Source organism: Myxococcus eversor (genome assembly GCF_010894455.1).
Taxonomy (GTDB): domain Bacteria; phylum Myxococcota; class Myxococcia; order Myxococcales; family Myxococcaceae; genus Myxococcus; species Myxococcus eversor.
Map to the genome: position 1 here is coordinate 325,151 of NZ_JAAIXY010000007.1, position 23,591 is coordinate 348,741.

Here is a 23,591-nt window from a genome sequence, read left to right on the forward strand (position 1 = left end):
GCTCATGGACCTCGTGGGGTGAGACGGGAAAGGAGGTTGGCGTTCTGCTGCGTGAACCAGACACCGTCGGCGGTGGCGAGGATTCCCCGGGGCTTCGCTCCAGGTGTGCGCATGGGAATCAACTCGAAGGCGCGTGTGCGCGGGTCGAAGACAGCCAGGCGGTTGCCACCCACGCCCCCGAGGCCGCCTCCGTCGGTGAGCCAGATGCGGCCCTCGGAGTCCTTCGAGAGTCGCACCGGCTCCGCGTCGCTCGCGGGCACCGTGAACTCCTCCCAGCGACGGGAGCTCAAATCCAGTCGAGCAAGCTTCCCCGCGCCCCCCTCCGCCACCCAGAGCGCGTGCTCATCCACCAGGACGCCAATGGGTGAGCAGTCCGGGGTCGGCATGTCGTGGACTTCAAATGCGCGACGGCCCGGTTCGAACCGCGCCACGTAGTTGCCACTCTCCTCGGAGGCGGAGATCCACAGTCCCCCCAGTCGGTCCGCCACCAGATGCAGCGGGCTGCTTCCCTCGCGTGGCATGTCGAACAGCTCGAAGCGCGAGGTGGCCCGGTCGAAGCGGGCGATGCTGTTGGCGCCCAGCAAGGTCAGCCACACCTGGTCGCTCGGGTCGACCGCGACGCTGGAGGGCAGTGCCGCGTCGATGGGGATGGGGTACTCGTCCACATGGCCGGAGCGCGGGTCCAACCGCGCGAGCCCGTTGGTGCGGAACTGGGCAATCCAGAAGTGGCCCGCCCGGTCCATGGCCATGCCGGACGGCATGCTGGCTACGCTGGGCAGCCCGAACTCCTGGAAGCGCCCGGTGCGCCGGTCGAACGCGGCGATGCGATTGCCGTAGATCTGATTGAACCAGAGCAGCCCGCGCGCGTCCTCGATGAGCTCGTTACCGGGGCCACTGCCCGCCTGGGGCAGCGCGAAGTCACGCATCTGGAAGCGCGTCTGCGGCGCGGACGGTGGCGCGCTGGGAGTCTGTCCGGTGGGCGCTGATGGCGCGGCGGAGGGAGCCCGCGGAGGCTCCGCGCCAGGAGGTCCCTGCACGGAAGGCGGCGGTCCGTTGCCTGGTCCGGCGAAGGCGGGCCGCTGGATGGGCACCGGCACCGGATCCGGGTACTTCGCCAGCTCGTCTGGCAACAACATCCCAATCTTGTTGCCGAGCTGCTCGGTGAACCAGATGCGGCCCTTGCGGTCCACGGTGAGGCCACCGGGGCGGCTGTCCGGCGTGGGAATCTTGTACTCGAGAATCTTGCCGGTGCGCGTGTCCATCATCCCGATGGAGTTGCCGAACACCTGGGTGAACCAGAGGCGGTCCTTCGCGTCCGCGACAATCTTGAACGGCGCGGAGAACCGCGTGGGCAGCGAGTACTCGACAATCTGGTCGCCCACCACCTTGGCGACCTTGTTTCCCACCATCTCCACGAACCAGATGGTGCCGTCGCTCGTCTCGGCGATGCCGGTGGGGCGCGCGTTCTCCGTGGGAATCTTCAGCCGGACGAAGCGCTTGCGGCCTGGCTCGTAATAGCCAATTTCGTTCGCGGTGCGCGCCGTGTACCAGACGCGCTGACGACGATCGACGAAGACGGTGCGCGGCTCGGAGTCCTTGGCCGGCAGCTCCATCCGCGTGAGCTTCCCATCGGGCGTGAGGTAGCCGATGTGATTGTCATGGCGTTCGGCGAACCAGATGCGTCCCTTCTTGTCCAGGTCCACACCGAGCGCGCCGCCCTTGGGGTTGGGGAGCTGGATTTCTCGGATGCCGCCCCTCGGGTCCAACCGGCCGATGCGATTGGTGAGCCGCTCGGTGAACCAGATGATTCCCTTGTCATCCATGATGAGCGAGTCCACGCCCACGGTGCTGCCGTCCCCTCCCGGGGTGGGCGTGGCGAACTCGACGATGCGGCCCGTGTCGTCGAGCTGCCCCAGCTTGTTGTTCGCGGGGATGTTCTCGAAGCCGTAGAAGTCTCCGCCGCCCTCGGTGAACCACATGGAGTCGTCCACGCGGCTGGGGATGATCATCCGGGGCACGGCCTTCAGCGTGGGGATGACGAACTCGCGGAAGGCGGACTGGTATGCGTACTCCGGCGCGAAGTTCGTGGAGCCGTCGGCGTTCTCCACCGTGACGCTGCCGCGCATGAAGTGGTGGCGGAAGCAGAGGTAGGGGTACTCGCCAGCGCGCTTGAAGGTGTAGCTCCACTCCGCGCCCACGGCGATGTCGCCGGAGAAGAGGATGAGGGCCTCGTCGGTGATGGAGTGGACCATCTCCGGCCCGTGGTTCTTGAAGACAAGCGTGTCGCCCACGCGGGCCCGCACCGCCAAAGGCGTCATGTACGGCGGCGCATCCGAGAGGTTGATGACGTGTGTCTGGGCGCCCCATGCGCTGAACGCGAAGAGCAGCCCCACGAGCAAGGCCTGGCGCGAGCCCGGAGTGGACGCGCTCACGGTGACCCCGCGGCGACCGCGAGGTGGGAGTCCCGGGCCAGCAGCGGCTCGATGCGCGCGGCCAGCTCCGCGACGGTGTGGACGTTGCGCACGTCCGGGGCGAGGTGCGGCGGCAGGCCCAGCCGTCCGCAGACGGTGGCGGCCAGCTCCACCGTCTCGATGGAGTCGATGCCGAGTTCGTCCTGGAGGTGGGTGATAAGGCTGACGCTCCCGGGCGCGTGCCCGAGTGCGTGCAGCGAGATGAGGAGGGTCTCGGTGACGCGGGAGGTCTTCATCGGCACGGCTCCTTCACGAGTGAATCCACAGGAGGTCCACGCACTGGTGTCCCCACGAGAGGACGAGCACCGAGCGAGGAGGAGAAGGTGGCGTGAGCACCTCGCAGGCGAGCGCCGCGGCGACGCCACTGCTGGCACCCAGCGAGTCGCCCAGGGTGCGGCACGGGCTCAAGCGAGGGACGTCTTCCCCCAGCGCCCGCGCCGCCAGGGTGTGCAGGTGTTGCTCCGCCTCGCTCCACGGCTCCGCGTTGCACACCACCGCGAGCAGGGGCGGAAGGCCGCGTTGCCGGTCCAGGAAGGCCGCCAGCCGCTGCTCCAGGCCGAGCCTGGAGACGAAGCGGAAGCTGGCATGGGCCCCCAGGAAGCGGGCCCCGGAGGACTCGGGCGCGCCGCGCTGGAGCAGCAACAAGCCCGCGGCTTCCGCGAGCCAGGTGACTCGGTCCCCTTCGCCAGAGAACGCGGCCTCGACGAACGGCGTGGTGGGTGACTCGACGCCACCCGCCAGCAACGAGCCCGTCGCGCCCTGACGGAGCCGATGGAAGGCCATGCCGATGGCCTGACCTCCGGAGCAGCGGTCCGTGGTCAGCGTTTTCGCGAAGCCCCGCATGCCCAGGGAGATGGTGGCGTGTCCCTGCGCCGCCGCGGGGAACCAGGCCGTGGCGAGGTAGGGGCTGACGGCGCCCGCGCCCAGCGTGTGCAGTGCGCGGAGCTGGGGTTCCGCGAAGGACCAGCCCGCCAGCATGTTGCCGACAATCATCCCGCACGCCTCGCGCTCGGAGGGTCGCAGGGGATGGTCCTCGAGCGTCTGGGACACGGCGGCGAGCATCAGCAAGGAGAACCGGTCGACCTTCTTGGACTCTCGCGGCGAGAGGTGGGCTCTCACCGCGAGGTCCGCCGTGTCGACACAACGGTCCCGCGTGGGCTCGAAGCGCTGACCGCTTCGTACCGCCGCGAGGAGTTCCTCCAGCGTCCCCCCACGTCCGCACACCACGGCCTGGGCATGGACGAGCACGGGGTATTCGTCTTCCTGGCGCGCGGGGGCGGGAGCGTTCATGGGGGCGTGTCTGGGTTCAGCGCTGAGGGGTGAAGCGGCCCTTGGTGGACGCGCCTCCGGGGGTGGGCCCGTAGTTCGCGATGACGCGGAAGATGTAGAAGCGCGCGGGGACCTGGAGCGAGCCGTAGAAGACGCGAGCGAGCGCGGCGATGCGGGGGTCCTCGATGGGACCGTGGCGCTGGACGTAGGAGTTCTCGGCCGCCTCCAATGACTCGTATTCGCCGTAGTTGATGGACATGCGCGAGGCCTCCACCGCGCGAGGCGAGTACGGCGTCTGCACCTCCGGAGAGGGCGCGGTGGTCTCCACGAGCAGGTCGTCGCCGAAGTAGCCCGCCGGCTTGCGACCGCGCGTGACGACCTTCACGTCGTAGAGGGCCTTGCGGTACTGCTCCCAGTACTGGGGGAACGGGACGAACAAGCCCAGATGGGCCACGTGGTTCGTCTTGCCGACGCCGAACTCGGTCCCCTTGGGTTTGTTGGTGATGGCCCCCGGAGTGAAGGCTTCGGTCAGCGATGCGATGTGCACTTCCGGCGCGCGGCGGACGTAGGGCGCCACGGCGGCGAGGCGCGCCTGGAGCGTCTTGTCTGAGCCCACCGCGGTGCTGAACCGGGCATACGTGAGGTACTTGAGGGCCAGCGGGTCCAGGCTGTCCAGCACGCGCTCGTTGATGAAACCGGGCTCCTTCAGATAGGCGTCGCGGGTGGTCTCCAGCGCCTTGACGAACTGTTGCTTCGCCTCGGGTGCGACGTCGTAGACGATGACCTGGGCAACGGGCTGCGCGGAGGCCTGGGCGCACACGAGGAGCACCCCGGCCAGGGTGAACAGGGGAATCAGCTTTCGCATGTGAGGGATTCCTTGCGGTTCGTGGTCAGGAGACTGCGTCAGCGCGCCATGTAGTTCTCGACGACGACGCCCGTGGCGACTCCCGTCGTGGCGGCGCCGGTGCGTTGGATGCGCGTGGACTTCAGGGTGGCGGGCAGCTCGTAGTACTCGGTGTACGCGACGTGCCCGGAGCCATCCGCCAGGGCGATGAGGGCGGTGCCAGACATGCCAGGCCGGGCGAGGATGGTCTTGCGAATCTCCTCGACAGGCGTGGCGGTCGCGAAGAACTCCACGCTGGCCGTCTGCCCGACGTAGCCAATCTTGAAGAAGTTGAGCGAGGCGATGTGCTGCTGAAACACCTTCGCCTCGTCCTTGTAGGGGATGGCGGTGAGGAACGTGGCCGCCGCGGGCCGGGTGCCAGCGCCCTTGACGCGATTGCGCTCCCAGGCCCAGTCACTGAGGACCACATCCACCAGTCGCCCTTGCATGCGCGTGGGGGTGGCGCTGGCGGCGCGGTCCGTCGCCGGCTGGCGCTGACGAGTCATCACATTGGCCAGCTCGCCGTCGAAGTAGCGACCGAGGATGATGTACTGCGGGTCCGCGTCGCGGGTGGCGGGGAGGACTTCGACGACCTTCTCGCCGCCGAAGCCCGTGGCCACCCTGTCATAGGGGCCCGAGCGCAGCGAGCTGGTGAGGAAGGCGCCCTCGGTGCCTTTCTTCACGGTGTAGATGTCGATGGCGAAGTAGCTGGCGCGTGCGGCGGCTTCCATCTCGTACACGGGCTCATCCGCGTGTGCCAGGGGCATGCACAGCACGGTGGCCAGGCCAAGCAGCGCCTGAATCCAGGCAGGACTGCGGTGGTTCTTCATGGGGGTCCCTCCGTTCGGAATGGGGACTGCGATGGGCTGGCGAGCTGTGTGCGCTGCCCACTGCTGAGCAATCCCGGGACCAACGCCTGTCACCGCGCTTCCACGTGCGTTTCCAGGGAGTTGGCTTCACCGACGGAGGCCAGAGCGGCCCGCCAGGTCGGATGTTTTTCTCCGAGGGGTTTCACGGCCCGGCCAGATGCAGTGGGCGGCTGCCGCGAAACCCACTGGAGTGACCCGGCTCTCGCGCCTGCCGAGGAGCTAGGATGTTTTTGGCCTGGCACCGGAGAGCTGACTACGCATGTCGGACAAGGTTGTGCAGCGAACTGCACACGGACGCAGCCTCCGCGTGAATGAGCGCGGCGCATCCCATGGAAACTCCTGAAGGCAGCGAATGGGTCCATCGCTTGCACCGGCGCGCTCACATGAAGATCTTCACGTCCCGACACCTGTTCAAGTGGCCCCTGCTGTTCTCGCTGCTGTTCCTCACACCGGGCCGCGCGCTCGCGGCCATCGAAGACGCTCCCTTGGAGGCCCTCCCAGGCACACAACCGCGGAGGGCCCTGCACTTGATGGACCCCGCACCCGCGGCAGCCGAGCCCGAGGAGGTCAAGTCGGAGGCGCTCGCGGCACTCCACACGAGCGCACGCATCGCGGCGGAACTCGGAGCCATGTCGTTGACAGCCTTGACCATGGGCCTCACGGGCGTCTTGGTCGGAGCCGTGTACTGTGACGCCAATAACAACAGGCCCAGCAGAGTCCCCTCCTCGGGCGTACTGGGTTCCTGCACGAGCGAAAGGGTGTATGGCTTCCTGGTGGGCGCCGCGGTGGGCGCTCCCATCGGCGTCATGTGGGGGGCGCGCATCCTGGGAGGAAAAGGGACGTGGACCGGAACACTCCTGGGCGCCGGCGCGGGGGCGGGAGCAGGAACCGTGACGGCGCTGCTTCTCAGAGACGTCAAACCCGGCGATGCGGCTGTCCCTTTGGGTGCCCTGGTGGGCTCGCTCATCGGCTCCGTCGTGGGCTACGAACTGTCTCACTCCGCCAACAGCGCGCGTCCAGAGCCAACGGAGAGCCGCGTGCTGCCTTCGGTGGCGGTGTCTCAGGGAGGAATGATGCTGGGCTTGAGCGGAGGCTTCTGAGCGACTCCCGAGTCCTCGTGTAAACGCACGCGGCCCGAGCCCCCTCGCGGGACTCGGGCCGTCGTTCAGGGAGAAGCCGCGTTAGAGCGCGGTGGCCCAGCGCGTGTCGTGGTCGCTAAAGAAGCGGTGGAGAGGGCTTCCGGCCTGCTGGACGAGGACGGCTTCCGTCCCGTCATCGAGGATGGCCGTTACGGTGATGCCGTTCATGTTCCAGTTGTCGCCCGTGGCGAAGGGGTCAGGCTGGCCGGAGGTGAACTGGATGCTGAACTCCTCGACGTTGGCGAGCAGCACGCCCGTGGGCGTCGTCATCGTCACGGTGTGCGTGGACCCGTTTCCCCAGTTCGCGCCGTTGTTCAGGTTGATGCTGGTCGTGAGCAGGTTGCCGGACAGCCCCACGTACTTGAGCGAGGCCACCGCATGGCTGGCATTGCGCAGGTCGTCTCCGCCCGTGACGACGGTGATGCGCAGCCGGGTGATGCTACGCATTCCGTCCTCGGCATGCGCCATGCCAGGCAGCAGGAACAGCACGACGGCGGCCAGCAGCGCCGTCAGGGTCGAAACAAAGCGGGGCGTCATCGCACTCGGAACAAGGGCAGCGTTCATCGTCGTCTCCTCTAGGGGTGGGTCGAGCTCGTGGGCATGGCGCGGCCAACGGGGCCGCTTCGCTCACGAAGCGAAGCCAAGGTGCCGCGAAGCCAGGAGGCTGCCCACTGCCAGATTTCTTGCCCTGCCCCGGATGACAGCGAAGTGGAACCCTCCGCGCCCATGGGAAGACTCGCGACACTGCTCCTCGGGTTGCTCTGGAGCACACCGCTCCTCGCCGCTCCCGCCGAGGACTTCGGCTCACGGCCCGAGGCGCTGCGCATCCAGGTGGTGACCTTCGGTCCCGGCCCGCACGTCCAGGAGCGCTTCGGGCATACCGCCATCTGGGTGGAGGACACGCGGCTGGGCACCTCCGTGCTCTACAGCTATGGCGTGACGTCCTACGGCCCCGGCTCCGGGGTGCGCTACCTCCTGGAGAGACCCAGGTACTGGGCCGCCCGGCTCTCGGTGGAGCATTCCTTCTTTCTTTATCGCGCACGAGGCCGCTCCATCCTCCTCCAGGAGCTGGGCCTGCCCGTGGAGCAGCGACGCCGCCTCCTCGCGCGCCTCGAACGGGACGTGAATCCCGCCACGCGCGAATATGCGTATGACCCGTTTCGGAGCAACTGCGCGACTCGCCTGCGGGATGCACTCGACGAAGCCCTGGGCGGAGCATTGAGTGCCCAGCTCGCGGGCCCTGCTTCACTGACCTGGCGCGAGCACCTCCGCCGCTACACCCGCGAGGTTCCCCTGTTCCAGTGGGCGCTGATGCTCTGGACGAACGACACGGTGGACGCCCCGATGACCCGGTGGGAGGAGGCCGCATTTCCCGTGGAGCTGGCCCAGGCGCTCGCGGAGGGCTCCTTCACGGACGAGCACGGCACCTCGAAGCCTCTCGTGCGAAGCAGTCGCGACGAGCACCTGACCACCACCCGCCCTCCCCCGCTGGCGCTAGGTCCTTCCTCGCTGACACGCGGGCTCCTCGCCCTCTTCACGGCGGGAACGCTGCTCCTGCTCGCGGTGCCCCGCACAGCCACGCACCGCCGCGCCTTCCGCATCGCCTTCGGGCTCTACCACGCGCTCGTCGGCGCGACGCTCGGGTCGGCGGGCGCCATCGGCTTCGTCCTGATGGTCGGCTCCGTCCACCCCTACTTCGGCCTCAACGAGAACCAGTGGATGGCCCATCCCCTGTCATTCGCGCTGCTTCCCCTCGGCCTGGGCATCGCTTCCGGGAACGAGCGCTCCGAGCGGTGGGCACGTCACTGTGTCGGAGTGCTCGCCCTCGGCTCCCTGCTGGCGGTGGTGCTCAAGCTGTCGCCAACGTTCCAGCAGGACACCCGCGAGCCGATGTCCGTCCTGCTCGTCGCGAACGTCGGCCTGGCGCTCGTCCATGTGAAGCGGTGGCGTGTCACCCTCCCGCGAGGAGCATCACCTCGACCCGAGCCCCACCTTCCGGGAGATTCGACGCACGCAGCGTCCCTCCGCTCGCCTCGATGAGCCCGCCCACCAGCCGCATCCCCAGGCCCGAGCCCTCCGACTTCGTCGTGCCTCCCGTCGGCCGAGCCCCGTCCAACAGCCCCGCCCGGAAGCCCGGCCCATCGTCACTCACCCGCAGCAGGATGTTCCGCGTGCCGCCCTCCGGCTCCACGCTCACCTGGACGATGCCCGCGCCTCGCTGCCCATCTCCTTCACACGCATTGACGAGCAGGTTCGTCACCACGTGCAAAAGCCCCCGCTCGCCGCCGACCACCCAGACGCGCGGCCCCTGCCCTTCGGGTGCCCCGGGTCCAAGGAGGATTCGCACATGCGAGTAACGCGTCTGCACCACCGCCGCCGCGTTCCTCAAGGTGTTGGAGACCTCGACGGGGGTCGCCTCGTCAATCATCGCCAGCTCGCCCAGGGCCCGTGACTTCACGCTCTCCACGAACTCCCACAGCTCCCGCAGGTCGGACGCCAGGCCCTGCATGTGCCGGGAGCACGAGGCTCCGCCCGGGTCTCTCAGGAGCAGGTCCGCGCGAAGCCTCGCCGCCGACAGGAGCGTCCTCGCGTCGTGGTGCTCCCGCAGGATGACGCTCAGGTTCGTCCGCGCCCGCCGGATGCGCACCCCCTCCGCGCCGGACTTGAGGACCATCCGCCGCGCCACGCCACAGGCAATCGCGGCCACGCTGCCCGCGCTGCCGACGAAGATGACGAGCAGCGCGACTTCGGACAGGCCATAAGTCACATGGCTGGCGTTGAACCGGAAGTCGAGGGCGACGAGCCCGCCCAACAGCAACAGATTCGCTCCCGTGCCCAGCCAGGCCACACGCGGTGACAATCGCAACGCGGTGATGAACACGACGGCGATGACGGCGGAGGGGTCCGGCATCCGCAGCAACCCCGTGTAGCTGGGACCGTGCCACAACAGCGTGGACAGGAGCGTGCCCTGCGCGACGACGGCGTCCAGGAGCGCGGAGGCCACGAGCATCCGGGGACCGAACAGCCTGCGCCTTCCCGCCCAGAGCGCGGCGACCGACAGCGTCATGCCGGTCAGCAACAACGCCAGCTCCAGCACCGCGGCCGGAAGACCTCCCTCCGCGGCCACGCCCCCCAGCGCCAGGAAGCGCGCCAGGACGAGCGCGCAGAAGATGATGCGCACCGCGCTCACCAGCACCTCGCCCTCGTTGGACGCGTCGGTGAGGACCTTGCGTGTTATGCTTTCCTGTATGGCCATGGTCCAACACCTCCTGCTGATAGAGGACTCGGTCAGCCTGGCGCGCGTGCTCGAAGACGTCCTGCAATCCCGCGCTGAACGAATCACTCACGTCACCACCCTCGCCGCCGCGCGCGAGGTGCTTCGCACCCAACCTCCCGACGCGGTGCTCCTGGACGTCAGCCTGCCGGACGGCACCAGCGACTCACTCCTGGACGACCTGCTCGCGGTGGAGCCCCTGCCGTATGTCATTGCCATCAGCGGCAGCGCGACGGCCGAGCAGGCCTTCCGACTGGCCGCCAGCGGCGTGCGCGCCTTCGTCCCCAAGCCGCTGGACCTCGCGCGGCTGGAAGCCGTGTGGACCCAGACGCTGGCGCGCCCTCCCGAGCTCGGCCCCGCGTTGAGGGCGAGCGCCGGCAAGGTGCCGCTGCATCACTTCGAGAGCCTGGTCCGGGACACCTTCGTGGACGAGGCCCTCGCAAAATCCGGTGGCAGCGTGCGCGGCGCCGCGAAGCTGCTCCAGATCTCCCGCCAACTCCTCCAACACATCCTCAACGCCCGGGACTGACCTTCTTCCCCCTCGCCCTGGGACAAACGGCGCCCGCCCACAATCTTCAAGCGGCGTACCAGAAGGGCACGGCCCGCCCCCGCCCGAGACCGCGTCTCAAGCGTGGCCCCCAAGGCAACCTCGCGGCGCCTCCCGTTGCCTCGCGAGCCACGGCCCCCCCGCTCGATTCTTCCCTGGCGGAAGCAATGAGCCCCCAGGAACCCGCGGGCGGGTAGGAAGCGCACCAGGGGAAACCGCGAGAGCCCGTCCCACCCCCTACCACCACCCTCCGTCGTGGAGGCCTGGGACGCGGGGCGGCCCCTGTGATTGAGGGCTGCGCCCAGAGCGGAATCACGCCGGGCGCCGGCCCCGCACCGCCGGGTGTTCAGGGGTCCAACGAGGCCTCTTCCCCACCGGCCATGCGAGCGGGACCGCCGCGCCACCCCTCTCGGCCGGGAGCAAGCGCGGCGTAGCATGAATGCGGAGGCCCCTGTCTCGTCCCTAGAGGCAATGCCCCATTGGAGGCAATTGTCTCGTATATGATGCTTTGGTAGAGGACCGCCGCACTCCGCCTTTCTCCCCGCCATCATGGTTTTTTCCGTCCACCATTGGGCCGCGTGGGCTCCCGGGCTCGTCGGACACGACGCCTGGCGCTCCTGGCTCTCGCAGCCGCATCCGCTTCCGGCCGAGGGCGCCCCACCCTTGACCGAGATGCCGGCGATGATGCGCCGGCGGGTGGACCGGCTGGGTCGCATCGCGCTGCAGGCGGCCTATACGTGCCAGGGGGATGCTCCCCCGCGTCCCATGGTGTTCGCGTCGCGGTACGGGGACATGGGCCGCTCGGTGGAGTTGCTGGAGCAGTTGGCCGAGGCCTCTCCGCTGTCCCCCACCTCCTTCAGCCTGTCGGTGCACAACGCCATTGGCGCGCTCTACTCCATCGCCCGGGGCGACCTGACGGCGCAGAGCGCGGTGGCCGCGGGGGCAGAGACAGTGGAGGCGGCCTTCGTGGAGGCGTGCGGGCTCCTGTCCGAGGGCGCACCGGAGGTCCTCGTCGTCGTCTATGACGAGCCCCGCCCCGCCCCCTTCGCGCACTTCCCCGAGCAGGTGTCCCTCCCGCACGCGTGGGCATGCAGCCTGCGGCCCGCCGGCGATGGCGCCACCTACCGGCTCACCTGCGGCGCCTCGACGGGCGCTCCGGAGCGGGCTCCCGGAGACACGCTTCCGGAGGAGCTGTCCGTGCTGCGCTTCCTCGTCTCGGGGGACGCGCGCTTCGAGCACCACACCGGCTCCCGACTCTGGCGGTGGCACCGTGATTCCTGAGCGACTGGAGCGCGGCTGGCGGGTGATCGCCACGGGCATCTCCTTCGCGACCTTCGGCGTGGGGGGCATCGCCCTGCGCGTGCTGTTCTTCCCCCTGCTGTCGCTCCTGGTCCGGAACAAGCCCCGGCGCACCCGGCTGGCGCGGCTGGCGGTGCATCACTCGTTCCGCTTCTTCGTGGGGCTGATGCGCTTCCTGGGGTGCCTGGACTACCGCATCGACGGGGTGGAGAAGCTGGCGCGCCCCGGGCTGCTCATCCTGGCCAACCACCCGACGCTCATCGACGTCGTGTTCCTCATCTCCCTGGTGCCCAACGCGGACTGCGTGGTCAAGGCGAGCCTGGCGAACAACCCCTTCATGCGCGGCCCCATCGAGGCCACCGGCTACCTCTGCAATGACTCCGGCCCGGAGCTCGTACAGGCCTGCATCGCGTCCGTGAAGGCGGGCAACAACCTCATCATCTTCCCGGAGGGCACGCGCACGCCCGAGTCCGGCCCCATGAAGCTGCAGCGCGGGGCGGCCAACATCGCGGTGCGAGGCCCTTGCGACATCACCCCGGTCACCATCCAGGTCGCCCCGCTGGCGCTCACCAAGGGGCGGCCGTGGTGGCGCGTGGCCCCCACCCGGATGAAGTTCAACATCGTGATTCAAGACGACATTCGAGTGTCGTCCCTGGTCGAAGAGGCCCACGGAGAGGCCCTCGCCGCCCGCCATCTCACCGAGAGATTGCACGACTACTTCTCCACGGAGACACAACGCCATGCAGGCGCTTGAGCAGGAAATCAAGAAGCTGGTCATCGAGACGCTGAACCTCGAGGACCTCAAGCCGGAGGATATAGACCCGGCCGCGCCGCTGTTCGTCGAGGGCCTGGGGCTCGATTCCATCGATGCCCTGGAACTCGGTCTGGCGCTTCAGAAGGCCTATGGGGTTGCGCTGGCCAGCGACTCCAAGGAAAACCGTCGTCACTTCGCCAGCGTGCGCGCCCTCGCGGATTTCGTGAGCGCCCATCGCAAGTCCTGAGCACCCGCACCACCCATTCGAGGGGGATATGCACATGACCAAGACCCAGCTCTTCGAGAACCTGCGCACGCTCCTGCAGGACACCTTCGACATCGACCCGGCCCGGATCACCCCCGAGGCCCGCCTCCGCGACGACCTGGACATCGACAGCATCGATGCCGTGGACCTGCTCGTGAAGCTCAAGCCCGTGACGGGCAAGCGGCTTCCGCCGGAGGTCTTCAAGTCCGTCCGGACGATTCAGGACGTCGTCGACGCCCTGCACAGCCTGCTCGACGAATCCGTGGCGGCGTGAAGTTTCTGCGTCCAGCGCTGCTCGGCGTGCTGAGCCTCGCGTATCCGCTGCTGGTGTACTGGGGCCTGGGCCGGTTCGAGCCTCGCTGGATGGCGGTGCCCCTGGTGGGCATGGCCGTCGTGCGGGCCGTGGCCACCCGCGAGCGCGTCTGGCTCGTCACCGCCGCGGGGGCCCTGGTCCTCGCGGGCACCAGCATGCTGGGCAACCACGCCCTGCCGCTCAAGCTCTATCCGGTGCTCGTCAACGCCATGCTGCTCGCCGTCTTCGCCACCAGCCTCGTGTATCCGCCCAGCGTCATCGAGCGCCTGGCCAGGCTACGCGAGCCGGAGCTGCCTCCGTCCGGCGTGGCCTATACGCGGCGGGTGACGCAGGTGTGGTGCGGCTTCTTCGTCGTCAACGGGAGCATCGCGCTGGGCACCGCGCTGTGGGCCAGTGACGCGACGTGGGCGCTGTACAACGGGCTCATCGCCTATGGGCTGATGGGCGTGCTCTTCGCCGGGGAGTGGCTGGTGCGCCGACGCGTGAGGGCAAGTCACGCCCATGGCTGAGCGCATCGCCATCGAACACCTCCTCACGCAAGGACGCCCCGCCGACTTCCCGGTGGCGTTTCGCGAGGGGCAGGTCCTCACCTTCGCGGACTTCGAGGCCCGGGCTTCCGGCTGGCGCGCGGCCTTCGAGGGCCACACGGGCCAGCGCTTCGCGCTCTACTTCGAGGACACCTTCGAGTTCGCCGCGGCCCTGCTCGGCGCCTGGCACGCGGGCCGGTGCGTCTACCTTCCCGCCGAGGTCCAACCCACGACGCGGGAGCGCCTGCGCCTCCAGGTGGACGGCTTCGCGGGCCAGATTCCCTCCTCCACGAAGCTCCTGAAGTTCCAGCAGGGCGCGCCGCGGACGCAGTGGGCGCCGCTCTCCTCCGAGGCCCAGGCGCTGGTCGTCTACACCTCTGGCTCCAGCGGAGAGCCCGCGGCCATCCCCAAGCAACTGGGGCAGCTCACGCGGGAGGTCGCCACGCTGGCGGACCTCTTCGACGCCCGGCTCGGGTCCGACACCGGCGCTGGCCGCGTGCTCGCCACGGTGTCCCACCAGCACATCTACGGCCTGCTGTTCCGGGTCCTCTGGCCGCTGACGTCGGGCCGGCCGTTCCTCGCCCGGAGCCTGCCGTACCCCGAGGACATCGTCGCGGAGCTCACGCACGGGCCGGCGGCGCTCATCGCCAGCCCCGCCCACCTCAAGCGGCTGCCGGACACTCTGGACTGGGCGAGCGTGCGGGGGAACCTGCGCTCGGTGTTCTCCTCGGGAGGGCCCCTGCCAGGCGATGCCTTGCACGCCTGTCGCGAGCTGCTCGGGCAGGCGCCCGTGGAGGTCTACGGCAGCTCGGAGACCGGGGGCATCGCCTGGCGCCAGCGCGCCCGGGATGAGGCGCTGAGCTGGAGGACGATGCCCGGCGTGGAGGTGCGCCTGACGGACGACGCCCTGGCGGTCCGCTCCGCCCACCTGCCGGACGGGGGCTGGCTCCAGACCGAGGACCGGGCCCGGCTGCTGCCGGAGGGCTTCGAGCTCTTGGGGCGCATGGACCGGTTGCTCAAATTGGAGGAGAAGCGGGTCTCTCTGAGCGCGATGGAGCGGGCCCTGCTGGAGAGCGACCTGGTGCGCGAGGCGCGGGTGGTGCCTTTGTCCGAGGGAAACCGCCTGACGCTGGGGGTGGTGGCCGTGCTGGGCCCCACTGGCCGGTACCTCCACGCGGACAGCGGCAAGCACTTCCTGAACCAGGCCATCCGAAAGCACCTCGCTTCCCAGTTCGAGCCCAGTGTCCTTCCGCGTCGATTCCGGTATCTGGAGGCGATGCCAGTCAACGCCCAGGGCAAATCCACCGAGGCCGCGCTCGTCGCCCTCTTCGACTCCCGCCGCCCGCCCCTGCGGGTGCTCGAGCAGACGGCGGACCGCGCCGTGTTGAGCATCGAGACGCCCGCGAGCCTGCCGTACTTCAAGGGCCACTTCCCGGAGAAGGCCATCCTGCCCGGCGTGGCGCAGATTGAGTGGGCCCTCCAGTTGGGCCGGGAGCTGTTCACCCTGCCGCCCGAGTTCCTGCGCATGGAGGCGGTGAAGTTCCAGCAGCTCATCGTCCCCGGGACGCAGCTCACCCTGGAGCTCACCTGGACGCAGGCCAAGGGCAGCCTCCAGTTCAAGTTCACCTCCGAGGCCGGCACCCACGGGAGCGGCCGCATCCTGCTCGGTGAGGTCCGCGGATGAAGGTCTGCGTGGTGATTCCCGTCTACAACCACGGCGAGGCGGTGGGCGCGGTGGTGAACGCGGTGCGCGCACACGGGTTGCCGTGCGTGCTGGTGGATGACGGCAGCGAGCCGGGCTGCGCGAAGGTGCTGGACACCCTGGCGGAGGCGGACAAGACGGGCATCGAGCTGGTGCGCCTGCCCCAGAACGAAGGCAAGGGCGGCGCGATGATGGCGGGCTTCCGGGCGGCGAAGGCCTCCGGCTTCAGCCACGCGCTGCAGATTGACGCCGACGGCCAGCACGACACGCGGGACATCCCCCGCTTCGTGGAGCTGGCGGCCGCGTCCCCCGAAAAAATCATCTGCGGCACGCCCGTCTACGACGAGTCCGTGCCCAAGGGCCGGCTGTACGGCCGCTATGCCACGCACATCTGGGTTTGGATCAACACGCTGTCCCTGGCCATCCGCGATTCGATGTGTGGCTTCCGCGTGTATCCGCTGGCGCCCACGCTCGCGCTCATCGACTCGGTGCGCATCGGCAGGCGGATGGACTTCGACGTGGAGGTCATCGTCCGGCTGTACTGGCGCGGGGTGGGCATCCTCAACCAGCCCACCCAGGTGCGCTACCCCACCGACGGCATCTCCCACTTCGACGTGCTCTGGGACAACGTGCGCATCTCCCGCATGCACGCGAAGCTCTTCTTCGGGATGCTGCTGCGGCTGCCGCTGCTCTTGTGGCGGAAGGTCTCCGCATGAAGTCGCGGCACTGGGCGGAGATGGGCGAGAGCACCTTCGTGCTCGGCATCTGGCTGTTGTATTGGGTCCACCGGCTGCTGGGGCGCTGGCCGTTCCGGCTCTGCCTGTACCCGGTGGTCTTCGTGCACTGGCTGGGCCGCCCCATCGTCCGTCAGGCCTCGCTCCAGTACCTCACGCGGGTGGAGCAGGCCACGGGCGCGCTCGGGCGGAAACCCGGGCGCATGGACAGCCTGCGCCACATGGTGGCCTTCGCGGAGACGATGCTCGACAAGCTCCTGGCCGTCAGCGGCAGGTACCGCTTCGAGCAGGTCCACACCGAGGGCCGCGAGCAGTTCTACGAAGTCGTGAAGTCGAACAAGGGCGGCGTCATCGTCACCGCGCACATGGGCTGCCTGGAGCTGTGCCGTGCCATGGCCGAGAAGCGCGGCGAGGTGAGGCTCCACATCCTGGTGCACACCCGTCACGCCGAGCAGTTCAACCGCCTGCTCAAGCGGCTCAATCCGGACAGCGCCTTCGAGCTGGTGGAAGTCACGGACATGGGCCCGGGGACGGCCGTCGCCCTGGAGAAGTACGTGGCCGCGGGCGGGTTCGTGGTGATTGCGGGCGACAGGGTGCCTGTCACGGCCAGTCAGACGGTGGATGTGGACTTCCTGGGGTACCCGGCCGCGTTTCCCGTGGGCCCCTACGTGCTGGCCTCGCTGTTCAAGTGCCCGCTCTACCTGCTGGGGTGCATCCACGAGAACGGTGGGTACACCATCCATTTCGAGCGCCTGGCCGAGCGAGTCGAGCTCCCCCGGGGCAAGCGCGCGGCCGCGTTGACGGGCCACGCGCAACACTATGCCGAGCGGGTGACCGCGCTGCTGAAGCGCGCTCCGTTCGATTGGTTCAACTTCTTTCCCTTTTGGGATCAGGCGAATGCCTCCGCCAGGAATCAAGAATGACCGCGCGGTCCGGTTCGATGGGAGCCGGCTCGCCATTGAAGATGTGTCCTCGCTGTCGCGCCGCGAGCGCGATGCCGAGCTGAGCACGTCCACCGACTTCCAGCGCAGAATCACCCGGGGCGCGGAGTTCCTGGACCGGCTGCTCGCCGAGGATGGGAACATCTACGGCGTGACGACGGGGTACGGCGACTCGTGCACCGTCTCCATTCCCCCCGAGCTGGTCGCCGAGCTGCCACACCACCTCTACGCGTACCACGGCATTGGCGCCGGACGGTTCCTGACGCCCGAGGAGACGCGCGCGGTGCTGGCGGCGCGGCTGGCCTCGCTGGCCCAGGGCGTGTCGGGCGTGGGGCTGGGACTGCTCACGCAGTTGGAGCTGCTCTTGCGCCACGACATCCTCCCGCTCATCCCCGCCGAGGGCTCGGTGGGCGCCAGTGGAGACCTCACGCCGCTGTCCTACGTGGCGGCGGTGCTCTGCGGGGAGCGTGAGGTCTGGTACCGGGGTGAGCGGCGCGCCGCCGCGGAGGTGCTCGCGCAGCATGGCCTGAAGCCCTTGAAGCTGCGCCCCAAGGAGGGCCTGGCCATCATGAATGGCACGGCGGTGATGACCGCCCTGGCGTGCCTGGCGTGGGAGCGCGCGGAGTACCTGGGACGGCTGGCCACGCGGCTCACCGCGTTCAACGTGGTGGCCAGCGCCGGCAACGCGCACCACTTCGACGAGGCCCTGTTCGCGCTCAAGCCGCACGTGGGCCAGCAGCGCGTGGCCGCGCGCCTGCGCGTGGACCTGGCCACGGACCGGCCGAGCCGCAACGAGCAGCGACTTCAAGACAGATACTCCCTGCGCTGCGCGCCGCACGTGATTGGCGTGCTCGAGGACGCCCTGCCCTTCTTCCGGGCGCAAATCGAGAACGAGCTGAACAGCGCCAACGACAACCCGCTCATCGACCCCGACAGCGAGCGGGTGCTGCACGGCGGGCACTTCTACGGCGGTCACATCGCCTTCGCCATGGACGGGCTCAAGACGGCCGTGGCCAACGTGGCGGACCTGTTGGACCGGCAGCTCGCGCTGCTGGTGGACACCCGCTACAACCACGGGCTGCCCTCCAACCTCTCCGGCTCCACGGGGCCGCGGGCGGCCATCAACCATGGCCTCAAGGCGGTGCAGATCAGCGTCTCCGCGTGGACGGCGGAGGCCCTCAAGCAGACGATGCCCGCGTCCGTCTTCTCCCGCTCCACCGAGTGCCACAACCAGGACAAGGTGAGCATGGGCACCATCGCCGCGCGCGACTGTCTCCGGGTGCTGGAGCTGTCCGAGCAGGTGGTGGCGGCGATGCTCATCGCGGCGCGGCAGGGAATCGCGCTGCGGGGCCGGATTGCTCAAGAAATGAATCTGGCGCCGTCTCTTGCGTCGATGCAGGCCGACCTGGAGCAGCGAATCCCGCTGGTGGTGGAGGACCGAGCGTTGGACAAGGAGCTGCAAGGGCTGCTGGGCGCCATCCGCGCCCGCGAGTGGGGGCTCTATGAAGCCTGACCTCAGCCATGAAATCGAGCTGTCGCCGCCCTTCCATGACATCGACCTGATGGAGGTCGTCTGGCATGGCCACTACGTGAAGTACCTGGAGCTGGCGCGCTGCGCGCTGCTGGCGAAGTTCGACTACGACTACCCGCAGATGCTCGCGTCCGGCTTCGCCTGGCCCGTCGTGGACATGCGGCTGAAGTACGTGCAGCCGGCGCTCTACGGGAAGACGCTGAAGATTCGCGCCGAAATCACCGAGTGGGAGAACCGGCTGCGCATCGACTATGTGATTCGGGACGCGTCCACGGGCCGCAAGGTGAACCAGGCCCACACCGTCCAGGTCGCCGTGTCCATGGCCACCAAGGAGCTCCAGTACATCTGTCCGCCGGTGCTCTGGCAGCGGCTGGGGGTGAAGCCCGAATGAAGCGCGCGCTCTTGCTGGGGATGCTGCTGGTGGGCTCGACGGCCAGCGCCGGTGACGACGTCATTTCGGGCGTCCGCGCCCGGCTCGCCGACGTGCCGTTGCTGCGGGGTGACTTCGAGCAGAAGAAGACGGTGTCCGGCTTCAAGAAGCCGCTCGTCTCGCGCGGCGCCTTCCTGCTGTCGCGGGAGCAGGGCGTGCTGTGGGACACACGGGAGCCCTTCGCGTCCACGCTGACGCTGACGCGCAAGTCGCTGAGCGCCGAGCAGGGCACGGGAGCCGCGGCCTATCACCTGGACGCGAGCAAGGAGCCGGGGCTCGCGGCGGTGAACGAGGTGATGTTCGCGCTCCTGTCCGGAGACGTGGCCGCGCTGTCCAAGCGCTTCCGCGTCGAGGGCGAGCTGGTGGGCACGGCGGGCTGGAAGCTGACCCTCACGCCCACGGACGCGGGCCTCTCTCGTGTCTTCAAGAGCATCCACCTGGAGGGAGACACGTACGTGCGGCAGGTCAAGCTGGACGAGGCGCGGGGCGATACCAGCGTCATCCAGTTCGACAAGCTGAGCCAGACGCCTCCCCCTAGTGACACGGAAGCAAAACGCCTTGCGAAATAAGGCCGCCATCTTCTGGCTGTTGGTGGTGCTGGCCGTGGGGGCTCACCAGGTCCAGTTCTGGCGCTCGGCGCGCCTGGACACCGATGTCCTGGCGCTCCTGCCCGAAGACGAGCAGGCCCCCGAGGTCGATGCCGCCACGCGCAAGCTCGCGGACCAGGCGGGTCGGGAGCTGGTGCTGCTGGTGGGCGCTCCGGACTGGGAGTCCGCCCAGCGCGCGGCGGACCTCGTCACGGCGGAGCTGTCCAAGGACGCCTCGCTGTTGAAGCCCTCCGTCCTGGACGCGTCCTCGCTGGATGCGGCGCTGGAGCTGTACCGCCCGTATCGGGACAGGCTGCTGACGCCCGCGCAGCGCACGTGGCTGTCGCGGGCGACGGCGGAGGAGCTGGGTGGCACGGCGCTGATGAAGCTGTATCAGCCCGCGGGCCCCCGGCTGACGGACTGGGAAGCGGACCCGCTGGGCCTGTGGCCGGACTGGTGGGCGGCGCGCGCGTCGGAGAGCACGGCGCGTCCGCGTGACGGCCGGCTCTGGTTGTCGGGAGAAGGCCGGGAGTGGGTGCTGCTCGCGTGGCACAGCCAGGTGTCCGCCTTCGCGCTGGGGGCCGACGGAAACATCACCACCGTGGTGGACCGCGCGCGGGCCATGGTGACGAGCCAGGTACCTGGAGGCCGGCTGGTGGCCGCGGGCGTGCCGCTGTACGCGGAGGCCGCCGCCTCGCAGGCCAGCGACGAGATGTCCACCATCGGCATCGGCTCGCTGGTGGCGGTGCTCCTCCTGGTGTGGCTGACGTTCCGCTCGATGCGCCCCATCGTCCTGGTGGGCGTGTCGCTGGGCATCGGCTGCGCGGTGGCGATGAGCGTCACCGCGCTGGTGTTCGAGCGGGTCCACCTGCTCACCCTCGTCTTCGGCTCCAGCCTCGTCGGCGTGGCGGAGGACTACGGCTTCCACTACTTCGCCGCGCGTCAGGGCAAGCCGCCCTCCGAGCGCGGGCCGCTGATGCGCAGCCTGCTACCCGGCATGGTGATGGCGCTGCTCACCAGCGTGGTGGCGTACCTCGCGTTGGGCGTGGCGCCATTCCCTGGCCTGCGGCAGATGGCGCTGTTCTCCGCCACGGGGCTGGTGGGCGCGTTCCTGACGGTGGCCTGCTGGTTCCCGACGCTGGACACCGGCGCCCTGCCCGAGACGGCCTTCGCCCGGCGCTTCGCCGCCTCGCTCGCACGCTGGCCCCGCTTCACGTCCAACCGCGTGTGGTGGAGTGGAACGGCGGCGCTCGTGCTGTTCATCGTCGGCGGGCTGTGGCGCATCCAGACGCGCGATGACATTCGCCAGCTCCAGGGCGCGCCCGCCCACCTCATCGCCGATCAGCGCGAGCTGGGGCGCCTGTTGGGCCTGCCCAGCCCCGCCCAGTTCTTCCTCGTGGGAGGCCAGGACGAGGAGCAGGTGCTCGCGCGCGAGGCGGCGCTGAAGGCGCGACTGGACCCGCTCGTGACTGCCAATGTCTTCGCGGGCTACCGCGCGGTGTCGGACTGGCTCCCTAGCGCGGAGCAGCAGCGCGCGGACGCGAAGCTGAGCGCCAGCGCGGAGGCCCAGGCGGTGGCCGCGGTGGCCCAGGCCACGGGCGAGGCCCCCACCCGCGCGCGCTTCGCGGACGACGTGCTCACCCCGGAGCGGCTGCTCGCCAGTCCCGCCTCGGCGGCCATCCGGCAGCAGTGGCTGGGGCGCCTGGGCGAGAAGCACTTCAGCATCGTCATGCTGCGAGGGCTGACAGACCCGTCGATGCTCCCGCGCCTCGCCGACACCGCCGAGGGGCTGGAGGGCGTGCGGTGGGTGGACAAGACGCAGGAGATCTCCAAGCTCCTGGAGCGCTACCGCCGCCTCATGGGCGGGCTCATCCTGCTGGGCTACTTCGGGGTGCTGTTGCTGCTCGTCGCGCGCTTCCGGCGACAGGCGTGGCGGGCCTGGCTGCCCACGGTGGTGGGCACGCTCGTCACGCTGGCCGTGTTCGGCTGGGTGGGCGAGCCGCTCCAGCTCTTCAGCGTGCTGGGCCTGATGCTGCTCCTGGGCATGGGCGTGGACTACGGAATCTTCATGTTGGAGCACCCCGGAGAGGGCTCCGCATGGCTCGCGGTGGCGCTCGCCGGCGTGAGCACCCTGCTCTCCTTCGGTCTTCTGGGGCTCTCGGCCACTCCGGCCCTGCGCTCCTTCGGTCTCACCATGCTGCTGGGCGAAGTCACCATCTGGTTGCTCACGCCCTGTTGCAGACTGCCTCCTGGCAAGGACGTGTCGTGAAGGTGGAAAAAACAGAAGTCGTCATCATTGGTGCGGGCCCCTCCGGCTCTGTTGCCGCGGGGCTTCTGCGCAAGCAGGGTCGTCAGGTGCTCATCCTGGAGCGCGAGCAGTTCCCTCGCTTCTCCATCGGAGAGAGCCTGCTGCCGCAGAGCATGGAGTACATCGAGGAAGCGGGGATGATTCGCGACGTCGTCGAGGCGGGCTTCCAGTACAAGAACGGAGCGGCCTTCGCGCGCGGAGAGAAGTACACGGACTTCGATTTCCGCGACAAGTTCTCCAAGGGCTGGGGCACCACGTACCAGGTGCAGCGCGGAACGTTCGACCACGTGCTGGCGCTCGCCGCCGAGCGCATGGGCGCCACCCTGCGCTTCCGCCACACCGTCGAGTCCGTGGACGTCACCGGCGCGGAGCCTGAAATCACGGTGCGCTCGCCCGAGGGTGAGGCGTATCGCGTCCAGGCGCGCTTCCTGCTCGACGCCAGCGGCTTCGGCCGCGTGCTGCCTCGGCTGCTCGACCTGGAGACGCCGTCGAACTTCCCCGTGCGTGGCGCCCTCTTCACGCACGTGGAGGACCGGGTGGATCCCGGCGTCACCTTCGACCGGAGCAAGATTCGCGTCACCGTGCACCCGAAGCACGTGCACGTCTGGTACTGGACCATCCCCTTCTCCAACGGGCGCTGCTCGCTGGGCGTGGTGGCCAAGCGCGAGTACCTGGAGCAGTTCCAGGGCACGGAGACCGAGCGGCTCAAGGCCATCGTCGGCGAGGACCCGTCCCTGTCCAACCTCCTGAAGAACGCGGTCTGGGACACGCCCGCGCGGAGCATCACCGGCTATGCGGCGAACGTGAAGTCGCTGTGGGGCAACGGGTTCGCGCTCCTGGGCAACGCGGGCGAGTTCCTGGACCCGGTGTTCTCCTCGGGCGTCACCATCGCCGTGAAGTCCGCGAGCCTGGCGGCGAAGTGCATCGGCCGCGTGTTCGCGGGCGAGACGGTGGACTGGGAGCGCGACTACGCGGTGCCCCTCAAGGGCGGCGTGGACACATTCCGCACCTTCGTCGAGTCCTGGTACGCCGGTGGCTTCCAGGACATCATCTTCCACCCCAACGCGTCCCCCGAGGTGCGTCGGATGATCTCCGCCATCCTGGCCGGCTACGCCTGGGACAAGGAGAACCCCTTCGTGGCCGACAGCCGACGTCGGCTCGGCGTGCTCGAGAAGCTGTGCGCCACCTGATTCCCATCGCCGCCCTGTTGGGGCTCATCGCCTGCGCCACGCCGCCTCCGCGACGGGTGGCGCCGGAGGTGGCCCTGCCCATGCTCTCGCTGGCCCCAGCGGAATTCGGAGCCAGCGTGAGCCTGGCGCAGCGCCTGAGCTTCGCGCACGACGCGGACCCGGGCGGTCCCCGCTCGTTGGAGGCGCTCGTCGAAATCGACGCGGCGGCGCTCCAGCTCGCGGGCTTCGCCCTGGGCCAGCGCGTCTTCACCATGCAGTGGGACGGCGCGAAGCTGGACGAGCAGCGGGACGCGCGCGTGCCCGAGCAGTTCCAGTCACGCACCGTGCTGCGGGACATCCAGTTCGTCTACTGGCCGGCCGCCTCGGTGCGCGCCGCCCTGCCGCCGGACTGGACGCTGGAGGATGCGCCGGGATTGCGCGTGCTGCGCCACGCGGGCAAGGACTGGCTCACGGTGCGCTATGCTGGAGAGCCGCGCTGGGCGGGCCGCGCGGAGCTGGTCAACCTGGCGGAGCACTACCGGCTGACCATCGAGTCACGCCTCTCGGAGGATTGAGCCC

Annotated in this window: 24 protein-coding genes; 17 read left to right on the forward strand and 7 right to left on the reverse strand. The window is 69.1% G+C overall.

Going from position 1 to position 23,591, the window contains the following annotated elements:
• Positions 1-2: 2 nt before the first annotated feature.
• From G4D83_RS16745 to G4D83_RS16765, 5 genes are read right to left on the reverse strand one after another with little or no spacing between them, the layout of a single operon-like run.
• On the reverse strand, positions 3-2,432 hold the full coding sequence (locus G4D83_RS16745; protein ID WP_163865756.1) for a virginiamycin B lyase family protein: 2,430 nt from the start codon (positions 2,430-2,432) through the stop codon (positions 3-5).
• On the reverse strand, positions 2,429-2,707 hold the full coding sequence (locus tag G4D83_RS16750; protein WP_163865757.1) for an acyl carrier protein: 279 nt from the start codon (positions 2,705-2,707) through the stop codon (positions 2,429-2,431). The genes G4D83_RS16745 and G4D83_RS16750 overlap by 4 nt, the downstream gene beginning before the upstream one ends.
• Positions 2,708-2,720: 13 nt before the next feature.
• The gene (locus G4D83_RS16755) at positions 2,721-3,761 is read right to left on the reverse strand and encodes a beta-ketoacyl synthase N-terminal-like domain-containing protein (protein WP_163865758.1); all 1,041 of its coding nucleotides are present in this window, start codon (positions 3,759-3,761) and stop codon (positions 2,721-2,723) included.
• Between the two features lie 16 nt (positions 3,762-3,777).
• Positions 3,778-4,605, reverse strand: coding sequence for a hypothetical protein (locus G4D83_RS16760; RefSeq protein WP_163865759.1), 828 nt, complete (start codon positions 4,603-4,605; stop codon positions 3,778-3,780).
• A gap of 38 nt (positions 4,606-4,643) precedes the next feature.
• Positions 4,644-5,453 (reverse strand): hypothetical protein, encoded by an 810-nt coding sequence (locus G4D83_RS16765; protein WP_163865760.1) that lies wholly within the window; start codon positions 5,451-5,453, stop codon positions 4,644-4,646.
• A gap of 422 nt (positions 5,454-5,875) precedes the next feature.
• On the opposite strand from G4D83_RS16765, the gene G4D83_RS16770 reads away from it, so the two are divergent.
• Positions 5,876-6,592 carry a hypothetical protein gene (locus tag G4D83_RS16770; RefSeq protein ID WP_163865761.1) on the forward strand — a complete coding sequence of 239 codons (717 nt, stop codon included), beginning with the start codon at positions 5,876-5,878 and terminating at the stop codon, positions 6,590-6,592.
• A gap of 81 nt (positions 6,593-6,673) precedes the next feature.
• On the opposite strand, the gene G4D83_RS16775 is transcribed toward G4D83_RS16770, so the two are convergent.
• Positions 6,674-7,195, reverse strand: a complete 522-nt coding sequence (locus tag G4D83_RS16775; RefSeq protein ID WP_163865762.1) for a hypothetical protein — start codon at positions 7,193-7,195, stop codon at positions 6,674-6,676.
• 162 nt (positions 7,196-7,357) lie between these two features.
• Here G4D83_RS16775 and G4D83_RS16780 point away from each other — a divergent pair, with 162 nt between their 5' ends.
• Positions 7,358-8,671, forward strand: a complete 1,314-nt coding sequence (locus tag G4D83_RS16780) for a lipoprotein N-acyltransferase Lnb domain-containing protein (RefSeq protein WP_163865763.1) — start codon at positions 7,358-7,360, stop codon at positions 8,669-8,671.
• On the opposite strand, the gene G4D83_RS16785 is transcribed toward G4D83_RS16780, so the two are convergent.
• On the reverse strand, positions 8,583-9,887 hold the full coding sequence (locus tag G4D83_RS16785) for a sensor histidine kinase (protein ID WP_163865764.1): 1,305 nt from the start codon (positions 9,885-9,887) through the stop codon (positions 8,583-8,585). The two genes, G4D83_RS16780 and G4D83_RS16785, sit on opposite strands and share 89 nt — an antisense overlap.
• Here G4D83_RS16785 and G4D83_RS16790 point away from each other — a divergent pair.
• The 15 genes from G4D83_RS16790 to G4D83_RS16860 all read left to right on the forward strand — a co-directional run bounded on the left by G4D83_RS16790 (position 9,886) and on the right by G4D83_RS16860 (position 23,587).
• Entirely contained in the window at positions 9,886-10,434 is a 549-nt protein-coding gene (locus G4D83_RS16790) for a response regulator (RefSeq protein ID WP_240356365.1), read from the forward strand. The two genes, G4D83_RS16785 and G4D83_RS16790, sit on opposite strands and share 2 nt — an antisense overlap.
• Before the next feature lie 567 nt (positions 10,435-11,001).
• Positions 11,002-11,733, forward strand: a complete 732-nt coding sequence (locus tag G4D83_RS16795; RefSeq protein ID WP_163865766.1) for a beta-ketoacyl synthase chain length factor — start codon at positions 11,002-11,004, stop codon at positions 11,731-11,733.
• Positions 11,723-12,505 carry a lysophospholipid acyltransferase family protein gene (locus tag G4D83_RS16800; RefSeq protein WP_240356367.1) on the forward strand — a complete coding sequence of 261 codons (783 nt, stop codon included), beginning with the start codon at positions 11,723-11,725 and terminating at the stop codon, positions 12,503-12,505. Before G4D83_RS16795 ends, G4D83_RS16800 begins: the two co-directional genes overlap by 11 nt.
• On the forward strand, positions 12,492-12,752 hold the full coding sequence (locus G4D83_RS16805) for a phosphopantetheine-binding protein (protein WP_141640877.1): 261 nt from the start codon (positions 12,492-12,494) through the stop codon (positions 12,750-12,752). The genes G4D83_RS16800 and G4D83_RS16805 overlap by 14 nt, the downstream gene beginning before the upstream one ends.
• Positions 12,753-12,786: 34 nt before the next feature.
• Positions 12,787-13,044: an acyl carrier protein gene (locus tag G4D83_RS16810; protein WP_141640876.1), complete on the forward strand. Its 258-nt coding sequence runs from the start codon at positions 12,787-12,789 to the stop codon at positions 13,042-13,044.
• Positions 13,041-13,592, forward strand: coding sequence for a COG4648 family protein (locus G4D83_RS16815; protein WP_163865767.1), 552 nt, complete (start codon positions 13,041-13,043; stop codon positions 13,590-13,592). The genes G4D83_RS16810 and G4D83_RS16815 overlap by 4 nt, the downstream gene beginning before the upstream one ends.
• Positions 13,585-15,294, forward strand: coding sequence for an ApeI family dehydratase (locus tag G4D83_RS16820; RefSeq protein WP_163865768.1), 1,710 nt, complete (start codon positions 13,585-13,587; stop codon positions 15,292-15,294). Before G4D83_RS16815 ends, G4D83_RS16820 begins: the two co-directional genes overlap by 8 nt.
• Entirely contained in the window at positions 15,291-16,028 is a 738-nt protein-coding gene (locus tag G4D83_RS16825; protein WP_163865769.1) for a glycosyltransferase family 2 protein, read from the forward strand. Before G4D83_RS16820 ends, G4D83_RS16825 begins: the two co-directional genes overlap by 4 nt.
• Complete coding sequence (locus tag G4D83_RS16830; protein ID WP_163865770.1) at positions 16,025-16,969, forward strand: LpxL/LpxP family acyltransferase; 945 nt, start codon at positions 16,025-16,027, stop codon at positions 16,967-16,969. The genes G4D83_RS16825 and G4D83_RS16830 overlap by 4 nt, the downstream gene beginning before the upstream one ends.
• Entirely contained in the window at positions 16,944-18,500 is a 1,557-nt protein-coding gene (locus G4D83_RS16835) for an HAL/PAL/TAL family ammonia-lyase (protein ID WP_163865771.1), read from the forward strand. The genes G4D83_RS16830 and G4D83_RS16835 overlap by 26 nt, the downstream gene beginning before the upstream one ends.
• Entirely contained in the window at positions 18,490-18,909 is a 420-nt protein-coding gene (locus tag G4D83_RS16840) for an acyl-CoA thioesterase (protein ID WP_163865772.1), read from the forward strand. Before G4D83_RS16835 ends, G4D83_RS16840 begins: the two co-directional genes overlap by 11 nt.
• A complete protein-coding gene (locus G4D83_RS16845; protein WP_163865773.1) occupies positions 18,906-19,517 on the forward strand; it encodes a LolA family protein in 612 nt (203 codons plus the stop codon). The genes G4D83_RS16840 and G4D83_RS16845 overlap by 4 nt, the downstream gene beginning before the upstream one ends.
• A complete protein-coding gene (locus tag G4D83_RS16850; RefSeq protein ID WP_163865774.1) occupies positions 19,507-21,804 on the forward strand; it encodes an MMPL family transporter in 2,298 nt (765 codons plus the stop codon). The genes G4D83_RS16845 and G4D83_RS16850 overlap by 11 nt, the downstream gene beginning before the upstream one ends.
• A complete protein-coding gene (locus tag G4D83_RS16855) occupies positions 21,801-23,033 on the forward strand; it encodes an NAD(P)/FAD-dependent oxidoreductase (protein WP_163865775.1) in 1,233 nt (410 codons plus the stop codon). Before G4D83_RS16850 ends, G4D83_RS16855 begins: the two co-directional genes overlap by 4 nt.
• Positions 23,021-23,587 carry a DUF3261 domain-containing protein gene (locus tag G4D83_RS16860; protein WP_163865776.1) on the forward strand — a complete coding sequence of 189 codons (567 nt, stop codon included), beginning with the start codon at positions 23,021-23,023 and terminating at the stop codon, positions 23,585-23,587. The genes G4D83_RS16855 and G4D83_RS16860 overlap by 13 nt, the downstream gene beginning before the upstream one ends.
• Positions 23,588-23,591 lie beyond the last annotated feature (4 nt).